The 17,111-nt window shown below is 67.2% G+C and carries 18 protein-coding genes; 13 read left to right on the top strand and 5 right to left on the bottom strand.

Annotation, left to right across the window (positions count from 1 at the left end; all coding sequences use genetic code 11):
- Nucleotides 1–80 precede the first annotated feature (80 nt).
- Complete coding sequence (locus tag CA237_RS01450; protein WP_066692439.1) at nt 81–1,094, top strand: polyprenyl synthetase family protein; 1,014 nt, start codon at nt 81–83, stop codon at nt 1,092–1,094.
- A 95-nt stretch (nt 1,095–1,189) separates the two neighbouring features.
- Nucleotides 1,190–1,582 carry a hypothetical protein gene (locus CA237_RS01445; RefSeq protein WP_066692436.1) on the top strand — a complete coding sequence of 131 codons (393 nt, stop codon included), beginning with the start codon at nt 1,190–1,192 and terminating at the stop codon, nt 1,580–1,582.
- 445 nt (nt 1,583–2,027) lie between these two features.
- Here the strand turns inward: CA237_RS01445 and CA237_RS01440 are convergent, their stop codons facing one another.
- Complete coding sequence (locus CA237_RS01440; protein ID WP_084401733.1) at nt 2,028–3,014, bottom strand: nitronate monooxygenase; 987 nt, start codon at nt 3,012–3,014, stop codon at nt 2,028–2,030.
- An 89-nt stretch (nt 3,015–3,103) separates the two neighbouring features.
- Between CA237_RS01440 and CA237_RS01435 the strand changes: the two genes are divergently transcribed.
- Nucleotides 3,104–3,520, top strand: a complete 417-nt coding sequence (locus CA237_RS01435) for a secondary thiamine-phosphate synthase enzyme YjbQ (RefSeq protein WP_126012554.1) — start codon at nt 3,104–3,106, stop codon at nt 3,518–3,520.
- Nucleotides 3,521–3,678: 158 nt separating this feature from the next.
- Here CA237_RS01435 and CA237_RS01430 read toward each other — a convergent pair whose 3' ends face one another.
- Nucleotides 3,679–4,926 (bottom strand): aspartate kinase, encoded by a 1,248-nt coding sequence (locus CA237_RS01430; protein WP_066692430.1) that lies wholly within the window; start codon nt 4,924–4,926, stop codon nt 3,679–3,681.
- Nucleotides 4,927–4,979: 53 nt separating this feature from the next.
- Here CA237_RS01430 and ubiG point away from each other — a divergent pair, with 53 nt between their 5' ends.
- Complete coding sequence (gene ubiG, locus CA237_RS01425) at nt 4,980–5,747, top strand: bifunctional 2-polyprenyl-6-hydroxyphenol methylase/3-demethylubiquinol 3-O-methyltransferase UbiG (RefSeq protein ID WP_126012493.1); 768 nt, start codon at nt 4,980–4,982, stop codon at nt 5,745–5,747.
- Between the two features lie 132 nt (nt 5,748–5,879).
- Here ubiG and CA237_RS01420 read toward each other — a convergent pair whose 3' ends face one another.
- Nucleotides 5,880–6,422, bottom strand: a complete 543-nt coding sequence (locus tag CA237_RS01420; RefSeq protein ID WP_066692428.1) for a hypothetical protein — start codon at nt 6,420–6,422, stop codon at nt 5,880–5,882.
- Nucleotides 6,423–6,536: 114 nt separating this feature from the next.
- On the opposite strand from CA237_RS01420, the gene CA237_RS01415 reads away from it, so the two are divergent.
- Entirely contained in the window at nt 6,537–6,956 is a 420-nt protein-coding gene (locus CA237_RS01415) for a DUF1810 domain-containing protein (RefSeq protein WP_066692425.1), read from the top strand.
- Here CA237_RS01415 and CA237_RS01410 read toward each other — a convergent pair.
- Nucleotides 6,939–7,355, bottom strand: a complete 417-nt coding sequence (locus CA237_RS01410) for a DUF6508 domain-containing protein (RefSeq protein ID WP_066692422.1) — start codon at nt 7,353–7,355, stop codon at nt 6,939–6,941. The two genes, CA237_RS01415 and CA237_RS01410, sit on opposite strands and share 18 nt — an antisense overlap.
- Before the next feature lie 7 nt (nt 7,356–7,362).
- A complete protein-coding gene (locus CA237_RS01405) occupies nt 7,363–8,529 on the bottom strand; it encodes a PQQ-dependent sugar dehydrogenase (RefSeq protein WP_198158590.1) in 1,167 nt (388 codons plus the stop codon).
- A 187-nt stretch (nt 8,530–8,716) separates the two neighbouring features.
- On the opposite strand from CA237_RS01405, the gene rimP reads away from it, so the two are divergent.
- The 8 genes from rimP (at nt 8,717) to truB (ending at nt 17,099) form a co-directional block, all read left to right on the top strand.
- Entirely contained in the window at nt 8,717–9,277 is a 561-nt protein-coding gene (gene rimP, locus CA237_RS01400; protein ID WP_126012490.1) for a ribosome maturation protein RimP, read from the top strand.
- Nucleotide 9,278: 1 nt separating this feature from the next.
- Nucleotides 9,279–10,901, top strand: a complete 1,623-nt coding sequence (nusA, locus tag CA237_RS01395; protein ID WP_126012487.1) for a transcription termination factor NusA — start codon at nt 9,279–9,281, stop codon at nt 10,899–10,901.
- A gap of 37 nt (nt 10,902–10,938) precedes the next feature.
- Nucleotides 10,939–11,637: a DUF448 domain-containing protein gene (locus CA237_RS01390; RefSeq protein WP_241215409.1), complete on the top strand. Its 699-nt coding sequence runs from the start codon at nt 10,939–10,941 to the stop codon at nt 11,635–11,637.
- 4 nt (nt 11,638–11,641) lie between these two features.
- The gene (gene infB, locus CA237_RS01385; RefSeq protein WP_126012481.1) at nt 11,642–14,503 is read left to right on the top strand and encodes a translation initiation factor IF-2; all 2,862 of its coding nucleotides are present in this window, start codon (nt 11,642–11,644) and stop codon (nt 14,501–14,503) included.
- An 89-nt stretch (nt 14,504–14,592) separates the two neighbouring features.
- Entirely contained in the window at nt 14,593–15,105 is a 513-nt protein-coding gene (locus tag CA237_RS01380; protein ID WP_126012478.1) for a hypothetical protein, read from the top strand.
- Nucleotides 15,106–15,516, top strand: a complete 411-nt coding sequence (gene rbfA / locus CA237_RS01375) for a 30S ribosome-binding factor RbfA (protein WP_198158594.1) — start codon at nt 15,106–15,108, stop codon at nt 15,514–15,516. It abuts the gene before it with no gap.
- Nucleotides 15,517–16,092 carry a thymidine kinase gene (locus tag CA237_RS01370; RefSeq protein ID WP_066692399.1) on the top strand — a complete coding sequence of 192 codons (576 nt, stop codon included), beginning with the start codon at nt 15,517–15,519 and terminating at the stop codon, nt 16,090–16,092.
- The gene (truB, locus tag CA237_RS01365) at nt 16,092–17,099 is read left to right on the top strand and encodes a tRNA pseudouridine(55) synthase TruB (RefSeq protein WP_126012475.1); all 1,008 of its coding nucleotides are present in this window, start codon (nt 16,092–16,094) and stop codon (nt 17,097–17,099) included. The genes CA237_RS01370 and truB overlap by 1 nt, the downstream gene beginning before the upstream one ends.
- The last annotated feature ends 12 nt before the right edge of the window (nt 17,100–17,111 follow it).

Genomic DNA, 17,111 nt, shown 5'->3' with positions numbered 1-17,111 from the left:
CCCTTTCGCGCGACGGGACGGGCGGCGCAACCCCGCCTTTCCCTTGCGTTCGAGAGCGTGAACCGCCACATCGCTGGGACATGACGGCTACCCTGCACCGCCTCGACAAGCGGACCGACCCCTCCCTCGATCCGCTGATGGCGTTGGTCGCCGACGACATGAACCGCGTCAACGCGGTGATCCTTGATCGCATGCAGTCGAAAATCCCGCTGATCCCCGAACTGGCCGGTCACCTGATCGCCGGCGGGGGCAAGCGGATGCGGCCGATGCTGACGCTCGCCTGTGCCAAGCTGATTGGCTATGGTGGCACGCGCCACCACCTGCTCTCGGCGGCGGTCGAATTCATCCATACCGCGACGCTGCTGCACGATGATGTGGTCGACGGGTCCGACCTGCGCCGGGGCAAGCGCACCGCCAACATCATCTGGGGCAATCCCGCCAGCGTGCTGGTCGGCGACTTCCTGTTTTCCAAGAGCTTCGAACTGATGGTCGAGGCGGAAAGCCTGAAGGCGCTGCGCGTCCTGTCGGGCGCCTCCGCCGTGATCGCGGAAGGGGAGGTCAACCAGTTGACCGCCATCCGCCGCATCGACACGCCCGAGGATCGCTATCTCGACATCATCGGGGCCAAGACCGCGGCGCTGTTCGCCGCCGCCTGCCGCATCGCCGCGATCGTCGCCGACCGCTCCGACGCCGACGAGGCCGCCTTGGACGCCTATGGCCGCAACCTTGGCATCGCGTTCCAGCTGGTCGACGATGCGATCGATTACGTCTCCGACGCCGACACCATGGGCAAGGACGCCGGTGACGATTTCCGCGAAGGCAAGATGACGCTGCCCGTCATCCTCGCCTATGCCCGCGGCGACGAGGAATCGCGTGCCTTCTGGCGCGACGCGGTGTCGGGCAAGCGGGCGTCTGACGCCGATCTGGCGCATGCCATCACCCTGATCCGTTCGACCCGCGCGGTCGACGACACCCTCGCGCGGGCGCGGCATTATGGGCAGCGGGCGATCGACGCCATCGGCCGCTTTCCCAATGGTCCGGCGAAGGATGCGATGATCGAAGCGGTCGAATTCGCCATCCGCCGGGCCTACTGAAACGGATACGATTCTTTAAGAAACGCTTTATAAACAATATGCTGTGACATTGCGGCCCGTGCCACACGACGGGCGCCGCCATGCACAGGACTCCCATGCGTATCGCCGACGATCCCGCCTTTCGCGGAGCCATCACCTCCGCGCCGTGGATGCTCGACTTCGCGCTGTTCGGCCATTGGGACCTCGACACCGTCCAGCGCTTCGGCGCAGGGATCCGCGATGCGGTGACGCGCCTGCCGGCGCTGGGCGTCCGTCCGGGCGAGCAGGTCGCGCTGTTCGACATTACCGGCTTCGCCGTCCAGTCGCCCCAAGTCCTCGCCGCGCTGGGCGAGATCGCCGACCGGTCGCGCACCACCTCGCGCAAGATCGCGCTGGTCCGCAGCAGCGCGCTGCTGTCGATGCAGGCGAAACGTGCGCTGCCGCACCTGCGGATGTTCGATTCGCGCGAAGCGGCGCTGGCCTGGTTGCGCGAGGATGGGCCGGCTTGAAGCGCGCGTCACCCCAACGCCGCGCCGGTCGACTGGCACAATAGCCAGCCCCACCCGTCACCCCGGGCCTGACCCGGGGTCCCGCTTCTTCTACGGCGGCAGTAGAAATCCGGGGTGAAGGGGCGGGGGGCGACGAAAATCCGCCCACCACGAACGTCATCCCAGCGCAGGCTGGGGTCTCCCGGTAACAGCACGCAGCAGACGCCGCACGAGATCGACGTCACGCCAATGCCGGCTTTCCTACACGCCCACACCCTGCCACGCTGCCGTCACGCTCTTTCCCATCGTGACCGCCACCCGCCCGCCACCACGGCAAACGCCACGGCGCGCGCAAACTCGCCGCGAGTGTGAACTTGGTGAACTTTGGGCTGAGCCCGCCCGTCGCGGCACCCGCAAACGCCACGCGCAAAACCGTGGCTAGTGTGAACTTAGTGAACTTTGACCCTCAGGCCGCCCGCTTCTCCAGCGCCTGCGCCGCCTCGGCCATCAGCGTCGCGATGATCTCGGCCGCCGGTTCCTCCTTCGTCACCATGCCGACCGACTGCCCGGCCATCAGGCTGCCATGTTCGACATCGCCGTCGATCACCGCCCGGCGCAGCGCGCCCGCCCAATAATGTTCGATCTGCAACTGCGCCTCGGCCATCGCCACGCCGCCTTCGTCCAGCATCTGCGCCACTTCGCGCTGCTTGGCGGTGAACAGCTCGCCCCCGGCATTCTTCAGCGCACGCACCGGAATCACCGGCAGGCGCGGGTCGATCTGGACACTGGCGACCGCATCACGCGCCGACGCCCGCAAAAACGCCTTCTTGAACGCCGGGTGCGCGATCGATTCGGTCGCGCAGACGAAGCGCGTGCCGAGCTGCACCCCCGCCGCGCCCATGTCGAGATAACCGGCGATCGCCTCGCCCCGGCCGATCCCGCCGGCGACGAACACCGGCACCTGGTCCGCGACCTCGGGCAGCATTTCCTGCGCCAGCACGCTGGTGGAAACCGGGCCGATATGCCCGCCGGCCTCCATCCCCTCGATCACCAGCGCGTCGGCGCCCGACCGGATCAGCTTCTTGGCCAGCGCAAGGGCAGGCGCAAAGGCGATGACCTTGGCACCGGTCGCCTTGATCGCCTCCAGCGACCCCTTGGGCGGCAGCCCGCCGGCCAGCACGACATGGGTGACGCGGTGGCGCGCGCACACCTCGATCAGGTCGAACAGCGCCGGGTGCATGGTGATCAGGTTCACGCCGAACGGCTTGCTCGTCAGCGCCTTGGTCCCCGCGATCTCGGCATCGAGCAGCTCGGGGGTCATCGCCCCGCACGCGATGACGCCGAACCCGCCGGCATTGGAAATCGCGGCGACGAGGTTGCGCTCGCTCACCCACGACATCGCGCCGCACAGGATCGCGGTTTCGGAGCCCAGGAAGTCACAGCCGCGCGCCATGCGGCGCTCCAGGCGCTCGGCGCCGATCGATGCGTTGGTCATCCCTCCGCCTAGCGCGGGGCGACCGCTTCGGGCAAGCAGGGACGATGATGCGACAGGAACATGGCGAGCTGGTGGTCACCACCAACGGACAGGGGCTGGTGCTGATCACGGGACAGGTGCGGCACTGGGTCGATTCGACCGGCATCGCCAGCGGGCTGCTGACCCTGTTCTGCCGCCACACCTCCGCCTCGCTGCTGGTACAGGAAAACGCCAGCGAGGCGGCGCGCGACGACCTCGAACGCTATTTCCGCCACATCGCGCCCGAAAGCGACCGCTACGCCCATGACGAGGAGGGGCCGGACGACATGCCCGCCCATCTGCGCACCGCGCTGACCGACGTATCGCTGTCGATTCCGGTGATCGGCCACCGCCCGGTGCTCGGCACGTGGCAGGGCATCTACCTGTTCGAACACCGCCGCGCGGCGCACCGGCGAAGGATCGCTGTCCACCTGATCGGAGAATAATGACGTTCTGGTGTTTGGGACCAAACCGTTCGTGCTGAGTAGGGACTGAGCTTGTCGAAGACCCGTATCGAAGCACATGTCCTTCGATACGCCCTTTCGACTGCGCTCAATGGCTACTCAGGACGAACGGACCGGGTTTGCAACGTCCCGCTCGGAGCTTACCCCTCCGCGTCCAGCCCGTAGGCGGTATGCAGCACGCGCACCGCGAGCTCGGTATAATCCTCTTCGATCAGCACGCTGACCTTGATCTCCGACGTGGTGATCGCCTGGATATTGATGCCGCGGTCGGCCAGCGCGGTGAACATCGTCGAGGCGACGCCGGCATGGCTGCGCATGCCCACGCCGACCACCGACACCTTGGCGACGCGGGTGTCGTGAAGCACCTTCTGGAAGCCGATATCGTCCTTCGCCTTTTCCAGCGTGTCGAGCGCGCGGGCCAGTTCGGCCGACGGCACGGTGAAGGTCACGTCGGTCGACCCGGTCGAATGGGCGATGTTCTGCACGATCATGTCGACGTTGATGCCGGTGCCGGCCAGCGGCGCGAAGATCGATGCCACCGCGCCGGGGCGGTCGGGCACCGCGACCAGCGTGATCTTCGCCTCGTTCTTGTCGTGGGCGATACCGGTGATGAGCTGCCGTTCCATGTCCGTCACTTCCTCTTCGCCGACGATCAGCGTTCCACGATAACCGTCCTCGTCGCGGGTATCGTCGAACGACGACAGCACGCGCACGCGGACCTTTTCCTTCATTGCCAGCCCGACCGAGCGGGTCTGCAGCACCTTCGCCCCGACCGAGGCGAGTTCGAGCATTTCCTCGTACGTCACCCGCGCCAGCTTGCGCGCACGCGGCACGATCCGCGGGTCGGTAGTATAGACGCCGTCGACATCGGTGTAGATGTCGCAGCGGTCCGCCTGCATCGCCGCCGCCATCGCCACCGCCGACGTGTCCGACCCGCCGCGCCCCAGCGTGGTGATGCGGTTGGCGTCGGTCACGCCCTGGAATCCAGGGATCACCGCCACTTCGCCCTTGGCGAGCGACTCGTCGAGCGCGGCCGTGTCGATCGATTCGATCCGCGCGGTCGCATGGGCGTCGCTGGTGCGGATCGGCAATTGCCAGCCGAGCCACGAGCGCGCCGGCACGCCGATCGCCTGGAGTGCGATCGCCAGCAGCCCGCTGGTCACCTGCTCGCCCGACGACACCACCGCGTCATATTCGCGCGGGTCGTACAGCGCCGATGCCTCGCGGCAGAAGCCGACCAGCCGGTCGGTGTCGCCCGCCATTGCCGACACGACCACTGCGACCTGGTTGCCGGCCTCCACCTCGCGCTTCACGCGCTGGGCGACGTTGCGAATACGTTCGATCCCCGCCATCGAGGTGCCACCGAACTTCATCACGATCCGCGCCATGCGTTTTGCCATTCATCCTTGGGGGGAATGGCGGCGGCTGATAGGAGAGCGCCATGACGAACGCAAGCAACGCAATCTTTATGTCCGAAAAAGCCGCGCCCACGCAATCAAGCGTCGTCGCGCGCGAAGCCGCCCATTTCGGCGAGATGGCGGCCGACTGGTGGAACCCGAAGGGCAGCTCGGCGATGCTCCACCGGCTGAACCCGGTGCGGCTGGCGTACCTCCGCGCGGCGATCGATTCGCATTGGGACGGCGATGCGGCCGGCTTCACGCCGCTGGCCGGCAAGACGGTGCTCGATGTCGGCTGCGGCGCCGGGCTCCTCGCCGAACCGCTCGCCCGGTTGGGCGGGCAGGTGACCGGCGTCGACGCCGCGCCCGAAAATATCGGGGCCGCCGCCGCCCATGCGGCGCTCACCGGCCTGTCGATCGAGTATCTGGCGGGTGGCGTGGAAGCGATCGCCGGGCGGCAGTTCGACCTCGTCACCTCGCTGGAGGTGATCGAGCATGTCGCCGACCCCGCCGCCTTCGTGCGCGGGCTGGCCGATGCGGTCGCACCGGGCGGGCTGCTGGTCGTGTCGACGCCCAACCGCACCGCGCTGTCGCGCCTCGCCATGATTACAGTCGCCGAGGGGACGGGCATGATCCCGCGCGGCACGCACGACTGGGACCGGTTCCTCACCCCGCCGGAACTGACCGCGCATCTGCAGGCGGCGGGGATGACGGTGTCGCCGCCCGCCGGCCTGTCCTTCTCCGCCGCGCGCGGCTTCACCCTGTCCGACGATATCGCGCTCGACTATTTCCTGACCGCGACGCGGGGCTGATCTCCGACCCGAACCGTACGTCACCCCAGCGAAGGCTGGGGTCTCCCGCGGCTCTTGCTGCGTGCTGCCACCGGGAGATTCCAGCCTGCGCTGGAATGACGTTTGCGGGTCAGGCGGATCGGCCCCCGGCAGTCACTTCTTGTCGAGGTTGATGACGAACATCGGCCCGAACTCGAACACCTGCTTGCCCGTCGCCAGCTGTAACGACGCCATCAGCTCGCCCGCCGCATAGTCGCGATCCGCCTTGCCCGTCACCTGATGGAACTCGAACGCCTCGCCGACCTCGATCGGGCCGCCGATGACCTGGCTGTACGGTTCCTTGTTCAGCTGGATACCGGCCACCGCGATCCGCGCCTTGGTGCCCGGCGCCATGCCGTGTGCGCGCGCGTGGAAGGCGAGGACGAGGCGGTCGCCCTGCTTCACCGGTTCGGTGGTCGGCGACTGGAGCTGGATCTTCCATGCATCCTTGTCGGCGCCGGGAATGGCGAGGCGGATGACCTTGCCGCCATCGACTTCCTTGACGCGGGTCAGCGGCGGCTTGGGCAGGCCATAGACGTTCAGGCTCGCCGGCATCGGTGCATTGATGACCTTGGCGGCCATGTCCTCGGCGCTCTGCGCGACGACCGGCGCGGCGACCATGGCAACCAGCGCGGCCGCCATCCAGCTCTTGTGCATATCCCCTCCCAAGGAAATTATAGGCGGCCATCGTAATCGTATCCACATCTTCCGATCAACCGTCAGCGTTGTCAGAAATTTGATCTTGGTACGGCGCGTGCCCATCTGGAACCGATGACCGGATCGCTCGACCGCTTCGTCATCGCGCAACAGCGCGACCATGCCACCGCGCTCGCCGAACTGCGCGCCGGGGCCAAGCGCAGCCACTGGATGTGGTACATCTTTCCGCAGCTGCGCGGGCTGGGGCAGAGCGCGATGGCTGAGACCTATGGCATCGCCGATCTCGCCGAGGCGCGGGCGTATCTGGCCCATCCGGTGCTCGGCGCGCGGCTGGTCGAATCGGCCGAGGCGCTGCTGGCACATCGCGGCAAGGATATCGTCGCCATCCTCGGCAGCATCGACGCGATGAAGCTGCGCTCGTCGATGACCCTGTTCGAGCGTGCGACGGCGAATACCGAACCGCGCTTCGCCGCAGTCCTCGACGCTTTTTACGCAGGCGCGCGCGACCCGGTGACGCTACGCCTGCTCGGCTAACACCGCCATACGCCGGGCGATGGCGGGCAGGGTTCCGTCCGCAAAGGCGGCAGCGAGCAACCCCTCGCTGAACCGATCGCCCCGGATGAGCATCGTCAGCATCCTTGCCAGCAGGTCGGTATCGGCCATGGCGACCCGTGCCGGATCGTCTCGCAGCGACCGATAGGCTTCGCTGCCCGCAAAGGTCGACCAATCGATATCCGGTCGTACCCAATGCGCGGCATAGGCCGCCTGGACGAAGGCCCCGGCCTCTGCCGACAGCTGGAAATAGGGCATCTCCACCACCCCATCGGTCGATCCGCCGCCGCCCCACGATCCGAAGGCGAACCCCGGATCGGCGAACACCGCTGCGAACGGCGCGAGCGGCACGGGGTCGGGCGGCGGCAGGCGATCGACCATGGCGGCGTCAGCTGCGCGGAGTCAGCTTCAGCAGCTTGGCATTGCTCCCGTCCTGCAACACCCAGATCGCGCCATCCGGCCCTTCCTCCACCTCGCGGATGCGGGCGTTCATCGGCCACTGGTCGCCCTTGGCGGCATTGGTGCCGTTGACATCGACCCGGACCAGCGCCTCGCTCGACAGGCCGCCGATGAACAGGTCGCCGGCATATTGCGGGAACAGCTTGCCCGAATAGACGATCAGCCCGCCCGGCGAGATCACCGGGTTCCACGCGACCTTGGGCGCCTCCAGATCGGGGCGGGTCGAATGGCGCGGGATCGGCCGGCCGTCATAATGGTCCCCCTCCGACACCAAAGGATAGCCATAATTGCGGCCGGGCAGGATCAGATTGACCTCGTCGCCGCCCTTCGGCCCCATTTCCTGCTCCCACAAATTGCCCTGCGCGTCGAACGCGATGCCCAGCAGGTTGCGGTGGCCGTACGACCAGACGGCGGGATGGAAGCCCTTGGCTGTCAGTCCCGGATCGCCCGCGGGCTTTCCGTCGAGCGTCAGGCGCAGCACCTTGCCCAGGGTCGCCTTGGGGTCCTGTGCCGGATCGAATTTCTGCCGTTCGCCATTGGTGAAGAACAGGTGCTGGCCATCGGGGGCAAAGGCGATGCGGCCCGAATAATGGCCGTCGCCGCTGACGAACGGCGTCGCGCGGAACAGTTCGCTGATTCCGGTCACCCGATTGCCGTCGAGCACCCCGCGCGCCAGCACCACGCCCTTGCCGCCGTCACCCGCCACCGAATAGCTCAGATACACCCGCCGGCTGCTGGCGAAGTCGGGGGCGAGGACCACGTCCATCAGCCCGCCTTGCCCCGCCGAATCGACCGGGATCGTCGCGGCGGTCGTCTTCTGGCTGCCATCGGCACTGACCAGCACCAGCGTGCCCCCCTTTTCGGTCACCAGCATCCGTCCGTCGGGCAGGAAGGTCATCGCCCAAGGTGCGTTGAACGTCGCGACCTCGCGAGTCGCGAACGGCACCCCGCCGGTCGGGGTGGTGGCGGTCGGGGAGGGCGTGGGCGTCGGAGTGGCGGTCGGCGCGGGCGACACCGTGCCCGGCGCATCGGCCCCGCCGCCGTTGCACGCGACCAGCAACATCGCGGCGGGGATCAGCGCATGGAATGGCAACATCACGGGAATCCTCTCGAGAGCATCGTTCTTGCCTGCGGCAACGCGCCGCAGGGCGGGGTCGATCCGGCGCCCCTTGCCCGGACATGGTTTTTTACATATATGGACCGTGCTTCCTCGACATCGCCAACGTGCCGAGGCCGGCCCCGACAGGGACCGGCAACGAAGCGGTGCATCTGATGGAGACGGCATGGCGGATATCGCCGAACTGACGCGACTGATCGAACCGGAGGCCAAGGCGCTGGGCTTTGCGCTCGTGCGCGTGAAGATGATGGGCGGCAAGTCGGACCCGACGCTGCAGATCATGGCCGAACGCCCCGACACGCGCCAGCTGACCATCGACGACTGCGCCGAACTGTCGCGCCGCATCTCCGACCTACTCGACGAGAACGACCCGATCGAGGAGGCGTATCGGCTGGAGGTATCGTCGCCCGGCATCGACCGGCCGCTGACGCGCCTTGCCGATTATGACGACTGGAAGGGGTTCGAGGCGCGCGTGACGCTCGACGCCCCGATCGACAATCGCAAGCAGCTGACCGGCATCCTGCTCGGCACCAACGGCGATCAGGTCAGCATCGACGTGCGCAAGCACAAGGCGATGACCGTCCCCTTCGCCGCGATCGTCGATGCCAAGCTGCTGATTACCGACGCCTTGCTCAAGGCGACCGCGCCGCTCTCTGCCGAGGGTGCCGACGAATTCGAAGACGAACCTGCCGACGACGAACCGGCTGACGCAGAAGGACTGAACTGACATGGCCACCGCCGTCACCGCCAACCGGGCGGAACTGATCGCGATCGCGAATTCGGTCGCATCGGAAAAGATGATCGACAAGGCCATCGTGATCGAGGCGATGGAGGACGCGATCCAGCGCGCCGCCAAGACGCGCTACGGGTCGGAAAACGACATCCGTGCGAAGCTCGATCCGCAGACCGGCGATCTCCGCCTGTGGCGCGTGCTCGAAGTCGTCGAACTGGTCGACGATCACTTCAAGCAGATCGGTGAGAAGGACGCGCAGCGGCTCCAGAAGGGCGCGACTGTCGGCGACTATATCGTCGATCCGCTGCCCCCGATCGAATTCGGTCGCATCCAGGCGCAGGCATCGAAGCAGGTCATCCTGCAGAAGGTCCGCGACGCCGAGCGCGAGCGCCAGTTCGAAGAATTCAAGGACCGTCAGGGTGAGATCATCACCGGCGTCGTCAAGCGGGTCGAATTCGGTCACGTCGTCGTCGATCTCGGCCGCGCCGAAGGCGTCATCCGCCGCGACCAGCAGATCCCGCGCGAAGCCGTCCGCGTCGGCGACCGCGTCCGCTCGCTGATCCTGAACGTGCGCCGCGAGAATCGCGGGCCGCAGATCTTCCTCAGCCGCGCGCATCCCGACTTCATGAAGAAGCTGTTCGCGCAGGAAGTGCCCGAAATCTACGACGGCATCATCGAGATCAAGGCCGCCGCCCGCGATCCGGGCTCGCGCGCGAAGATCGGCGTCATCAGCCATGACGGCTCGATCGATCCGGTCGGCGCCTGCGTCGGCATGAAGGGCAGCCGCGTGCAGGCCGTCGTGCAGGAAATGCAGGGCGAAAAGATCGACATCATCCCGTGGTCGCCCGACACCGCGACCTTCGTCGTCAACGCGCTTCAGCCGGCGAACGTCGCGCGCGTGGTGCTGGACGAGGAAGAGGACCGCATCGAAGTCGTCGTTCCCGACGATCAGCTGAGCCTCGCCATCGGCCGTCGCGGCCAGAATGTCCGCCTCGCCAGCCAGCTGACCGGTAAGGCGATCGACATCCTGACCGAAGCCGATGCGTCGGAAAAGCGGCAGAAGGAATTCATCGAACGCTCGGGCATGTTCGAGAAGGAACTCGACGTCGACGAGACGCTGGCGCAGCTGCTGGTCGCCGAAGGGTTCGGCGAACTCGAAGAAGTCGCCTATGTCGAAATCGAGGAACTGGCGAGCATCGAAGGCTTCGACGAAGACCTTGCGCAGGAACTGCAAAGCCGTGCGCAGGAAGCGATCGAGCGTCGCGAACAGGCCGCCCGCGAAGAGCGGACCGCGCTGGGCGTCGAGGATGCGCTGGCCGAACTGCCGTACCTGACCGAAGCGATGCTGGTCACGCTCGGCAAGGCCGGCATCAAGACGCTCGACGATCTCGCCGACCTCGCGACCGACGAACTGGTCGAAAAGAAGAAGTCCGAACCGCGCCGTCGCGGCGACGATGCCCCGAAGCGCGAAGCCCCCAAGGGCGGCATCCTCGCCGAATATGGCCTGAGCGACGAGCAGGGTAACGAGATCATCATGGCCGCCCGCGCCCATTGGTTCGCCGATGAAGACGCGGCGACCGAAGAATCGGAGGACGCAGTTGCGGAATCCGAACAATGACACCGCGCGGCTAACCGACAGCCCCGAGCGCAGCTGCATCCTGTCGCGTGAGCATGGCTCGCGCGACGGGCTTGTGCGGCTCGCCCTGTCGCCCGATGGCGACGTGCTGCCCGACGTCCGCGCCAAGGCCCCCGGCCGCGGCGCGTGGATCGGCGTCACCCGCGCCGAGCTGGAAACGGCGATGGCCAAGGGCAAGTTGAAGGGTGCGTTGGCGCGGGCGTTCAAGGGCGCTGCGCTGACGATCCCGGCCGACCTGCCGCAACTGGTCGAGGATGCGCTGCGGCGGCATGCGCTCGACCGGCTGGGGCTGGAGGCGAAGTCCGGCTTCGTCGTCATCGGCGGCACCGCGATCGACAAGGCGGCGCGCAGCGGCAGGCTGTACGCGCTGTGCCATGCGTCCGACGCCGCCCCCGACGGCGCCGGGAAACTGGCACAGGCATGGCGTGTCGGAACCGATGACGAAGGTTCCGGGCGCAAGGGATTGGCATTGCCCGTCCCACGCACCATATTGTCGTTGGCGCTTGGGCGCGAAAATGTGGTACATGTCGGCCTGACCGACGCACGGGCGGCACAGCGAGCCAATGACGCGCTGTCCCGCTGGCTGCACTTTATCGGACCCGAACCTATCCCTGCGGCTTGCGAAACACCTTCGCAGGGCGCATCGACGGCGCAATTTTCCGGCATGGACGATGCCGGACACATGGGCGTCGACCAATTGAAGCAGGACTCTGAGTAACCGGATGAGCGACATCGACAACGACAAGCCGAAGCTGGGCACCCGCGCGCCGCTCGGCATCAAGCGCACCGTGGAGACCGGCAAGGTGAAGCAGAGCTTCAGCCATGGCCGCTCCAATACGGTGGTCGTGGAGGTGAAGCGCCGCCGCGTGCTCGGCCGTCCCGGCGAGGAACAGCAGGGCACCGAACAGCAGGCCGCCCCCGAAGCGGCGGCACCCGCCCCGCAGCGCGCGCCGGCTCCCGCTCCGGCGGCCCCCGCACCGCGCCCGGCGGCCAGCAGCAATGCCGGCCTGTCGCGCCACGAGTTGCAGGCCAAGCTGCTGCGCGAGGCCGAAGAGGCCCGCATGAACGCAGCCGAGGAAAATCGTCGTCGCGACGAACGGATCGCGCGGGAAACCGCCGAGGCCGAACGTGCGCGCGCCGAGGAAAAGGCCCGTGCCGCGTCCGAGCCGAAGCCGGCTCCCGCACCCGAGCCGACTCCGGCCGCCGAGGCGCCCGCGCCGAAGCCGGTCGAGGCCGCGCCGACGCCTGCGCCCGAACCGACCCCTGCGCCTGCTCCGGTCGAGGCGACGCCGGCTCCGGCACCGGTTGCGGACACGCCGGCTCCTGCGCCGACGCCCGCACCTGCGCCCGCTCCGGTCGAGGCGAAGCCCGCCCCGGCACCGGTGCAGGCGAAGCCCGCGCCACGTCCCGCACCGGCTCCGGCTCCCGCGCCGCAGCCGATCATCCTGACCGCCGACCCCAACCGGCCGGCGCCGCGTCGCTTCACCCCGGTGCAGCGTCCGGAGATCCCCAAGCCGCAGCCCAAGCCCGAACCGGCGCCTGCGCCGACTCCGGCCGCCGCTACGGCACGTCCGGCAGCTGGTGGTCAGACGGCACGTCCGACTCCGTCGGGCACCGGTCAGGCGACTCCGCGTCGCAACGAACCGGCGCGGGGCGCGGCACCGTCGCGCGACCGCAAGGGGGACGATCGTCGCCAGTCGGGCAAGCTGACCGTCACCCGCGCGCTGGGCGACGACGGGGCGCGTTCGCGCAGCCTCGCCGCGCTCAAGCGTGCGCGGGAGAAGGAAAAGCGTGGCTTTGGTGGCCCGCGCGAGCCGCAGGTCAAGCAGGTCCGCGACGTGCAGGTGCCCGAAGCGATCACCGTGCAGGAACTCGCCAACCGCATGGCGGAAAAGGGTGCCGACCTCGTCAAGACGCTGTTCAAGATGGGCATGCCCGTCACGATGACGCAGACGATCGATCAGGACACCGCCGAACTGCTGGTGACCGAATTTGGCCACAACATCGTCCGCGTCAGCGATTCGGACATCGACCTCGCGCTCGACACGACCGAGGATTCGGCCGAAGCGCTGCGTCCGCGTCCGCCGGTCGTCACGATCATGGGTCACGTCGACCATGGCAAGACCTCGCTGCTCGACGCGTTGCGCGGCACCGATGTCGTGCGCGGCGAAGCCGGCGGCATTACCCAGCATATCGGCGCCTATCAGGTGACGATGAAGGACAAGTCGAAGATCACCTTCCTCGACACGCCGGGCCACGAAGCGTTCAGCGAAATGCGCGCGCGCGGTGCCGACGTCACCGACATCGTGATCCTCGCGGTCGCGGCCGACGATGGCCTGATGCCGCAGACGATCGAGGCGATCCATCACACCCGCGCCGCCGGCAAGCCGATGATCGTGGCGATCAACAAGGTCGACAAGCACGAGGCGAACCCGCAGCGCATCCGCGAACGCCTGCTCGAACATGACGTGCAGGTCGAGGAAATGGGCGGTGAGACCCAGGACGTCGAAGTGTCGGCGCTCAAGAAGACCGGCCTGCAGGAGCTGATCGACAAGATCCAGCTTCAGGCCGAACTGCTCGAGTTGCAGGCCAACCCCGACCGCGCCGCCGAAGGCAGCGTGATCGAGGCGAAGCTCGACAAGGGCCGTGGTCCGGTCGCGACCGTGCTGGTCCGTCGCGGTACGCTGAAGGTCGGCGACGTGTTCGTCGTCGGCGCGGAAAGCGGCAAGGTCCGCGCGCTGATCGACGACAAGGGGCGTCAGGTGAAGGAAGCCGGCCCGTCGACTCCGGTCGAGGTGCTGGGCCTGTCGGGCGTGCCGATGGCGGGCGATCCGCTGCAGGTCGTCGAGAGCGAGGCACGCGCCCGTGAGGTCGCCGAATATCGTCAGGGCGTGCTGCTCCAGAAGCGCACCACCCAGGCGCCGGCCAGCCTCGAGAGCATGTTCTCGGCATTGAAGTCGAAGCAGGCGATCGAATATCCGCTGGTGGTCAAGGCTGATACGCAAGGGTCGGTCGAAGCCATTGTCGGGTCGCTCAACAAGATCTCGACCGACGATATCCGGGTGCGCATCCTGCATTCGGGAGTGGGCGGCATCACCGAGAGCGACGTGACGCTGGCAGCGGCATCGGGTGCGCCGATCATCGGCTTCAACACCCGTCCGAACGCCAAGGCACGCGAGATCGCCGAGCGGAACAAGGTGGCGTTGAAATATTATGACGTCATCTACACGCTGACCGACGACATCCGTGCGGGCATGGCCGGTACCCTCGGGCCGGAAGCGTTCGAAACCGTCGTCGGCCGTGCCGAAATCCGCGAGGTCTTCTCGGCGGGCAAGCATGGCAAGGCTGCCGGTCTGCTGGTCGTCGAAGGTATCATCCGCAAGGCGCTCAAGGCACGCATCACCCGCAACGACGTCATCATCTACCAGGGTGAGATCGCGTCGCTGCGTCGCTTCAAGGACGATGTCCCCGAAGTGCGCGCGGGTCTGGAATGCGGTGTCACGTTCACGCAGAACTTCACCGACATCAAGGCGGGCGACTTCCTTGAAACCTACGAAGTCGAACTGCGCGATCGCACGCTGTGAGTAACGGGCGGCAGGGGGCAACCCTTGCCGCCACGCTTCGCCCTCGGCTCCGTTTCGCGGTTGCATGGGTGATCGGCGGGGCGGCGGCATTGTTCGTCGCCAATGCCCTGTCGGGCACTGCAATGTTGGTTGTCGTGCCGGTGTTGGCCACGTCGTGGCCGGCGCTCATGCTGGAAGGTGCCGTTCAGGCATGGCGCTGGCGATCGGCGGGCATCCCGGCATTGTTGCTGGTGTTCGTTCCCGTCCTTTCCCTGATGTTCGCGGCGTTCGCAGCCAATCATGTCCTCTACTGGTCGCATGTCGCACCGTCGTGGATGATGCTCCGGTCCGACCGTGCCGCCTTTGACGGGGCGTTGGCCGGTGGTCCGATACCGACTGGCATTACCGGCATCTTCCGTGCTCCGCCGCGCACCGCCTTCCGCACCATCATCGGCGTCAATGGCGAATGGGCCGGCATCGTTCACGACCCCACCGACCGCATTGCAGCTGCACGCGGCTGGAACGGCGGACCGGTCGCCGCCGACATTCGAAACATCTTCGGCAACAACACCATCTGGTGCCAGCGACTCGACAGCCACTGGTTCCACTGTCAATTCGGTTAGATCATGTCAGACACCACGCCCGAAACCCGCTCCGTCCGCCTGCTGCGCGTCGGCGAACAGGTCCGCCACATCCTGTCGGACATTCTCGCGCGCGGCGACGTGCATGACGAGGTGCTGGAAAAGCATCTCGTCTCGGTCACCGAAGTCCGCATGTCGCCCGACCTGCGCCACGCGACCGTCTTCGTGAAGCCGTTCCTCGGCAAGGACGAGCAGGTCGTGCTCAAGGCGCTCAGGACCAACACCGCCTATCTCCAGTCGGAGGTCGCACGGCGGGTGAACCTGAAATATGCCGCCAAGCTGAAATTCCTGATCGACGAGAGCTTCGACGAAGGCACCCGTATCGACCAGCTGCTGCGCGATCCCAAGGTCGCCCGCGATCTGGAGCCGGGCGAGGGTGAGGCCGAGGGCTGAGTGGCCAAGCTCTATTTCTATTATGCGTCGATGAACGCCGGCAAATCGACGACGTTGCTGCAGGCCGATTTCAACTATCGCGAGCGCGGGCTGACCACTCTGCTGTTCACCGCCGCGATCGACACGCGCGAGGGCGCGGGAACGATCGGCTCGCGCATCGGCCTGTCCGCCCCCGCGACCCCGTTCGATGCCGACACCGACCTGCTCGAAAGCGTGGCCGCCCAGCACCGCCAGCATGCGGTCGGCTGCGTCCTGGTCGACGAGGCGCAGTTTCTCTCTGCCATTCAGGTCGACCAGCTGGCGCAGGTCGCCGACGATCTCGGCGTGCCGGTCCTCGCCTACGGCCTGCGCACCGATTTCCGCGGCGAGCTGTTCGCCGGCTCGGCACGGCTGCTGGCGATTGCGGACGCGCTGATCGAGCTGAAATCGGTCTGCACCTGCGGACGCAAGGCGACGATGAACCTGCGCGTCGATGCACAGGGCCACGCCGTCCGCGACGGGCAGCAGACCGAGATCGGCGGCAACGACCGCTATGTCGCGCTGTGCCGCCGCCATTTCTGCGACGCGATGCGCTGATGCACGGCTGGATCATCATCGACAAACCGCTGGGGCCGGGATCAACGCAGGTCGTTTCGGCGGTCAAGCGGGCGCTGCGCGAGGGCGGCTATGGCAAGCACAAGGTCGGCCATGGCGGTACGCTCGACCCGCTGGCAAGCGGCGTGCTGCCGGTCGCGATCGGCGAGGCGACGAAGCTTGCCGGGCGGATGCTCGATGCGTCGAAGCGGTACGATTTCACCATCCGCTTCGGCACGCAGACCGATACGCTGGACCTGGAGGGGAAGGTGATCGCCGAATCGGCGGTGCGGCCGACGCTCGCGGCGGTCGAGGCGGTGCTGGCGCGCTTCACCGGACCGATTGAGCAGGTGCCACCGGCCTATTCGGCGCTGAAGATCGATGGCGAGCGTGCCTATGACCTCGCGCGCAAGGGTGAGGAGGTGGTCCTTGCGACTCGCAAGGTGACGGTGTTCTCACTGCAAATCCTCCCCGGCACGGGGAGGGGGACCAGCGAAGCTGGTGAAGGGGGATCGCCTCGCAACGCAACCGCTGTGGATGTCGCCAGCCCCCTTCCACCCCCGACTGCGCCGGCGGTCCCCCTCCCCGTGAGCGGGAAGGAGCTGGAGGAAATCACCCTCTCGGCCTTCGTTTCCAAGGGCACGTACATCCGCTCCCTCGCCCGCGACATCGCCCTCGCACTCGGCACGGTCGGCCATGTCACCACGCTCCGCCGGACCAAGGCCGGGCCGTTTACCCTCCAATCGGCCATTTCGCTGGACAAACTGGCGGAATTGGGTAAGGGCCACGCGCTTGAAGAAACGCTCCTGCCACTGGGGGCGGGGCTGGACGACATCCCGGCTCTGTCCCTCGACCCCGATCAGGCAGGGCGGCTCCGCAAGGGGCTTCGACTGATCGGGTTTGCAGCGGACGACGGTCTGGGCTTCGCGACACTGGACGATGTGCCGGTGGCGCTGGTCGAGACCGAAGGCGGGGAAACCCGTGTCGTCCGCGGCTTCAACCTCGAATAGAAAGGACGTTCG

The sequence above is a fragment of the Sphingomonas sp. ABOLH genome, assembly GCF_003951715.1.
Classification (GTDB): Bacteria; Pseudomonadota; Alphaproteobacteria; order Sphingomonadales; family Sphingomonadaceae; genus Sphingomonas; species Sphingomonas hankookensis_A.
This window is presented reverse-complemented; position numbering and strand designations above follow the sequence as displayed.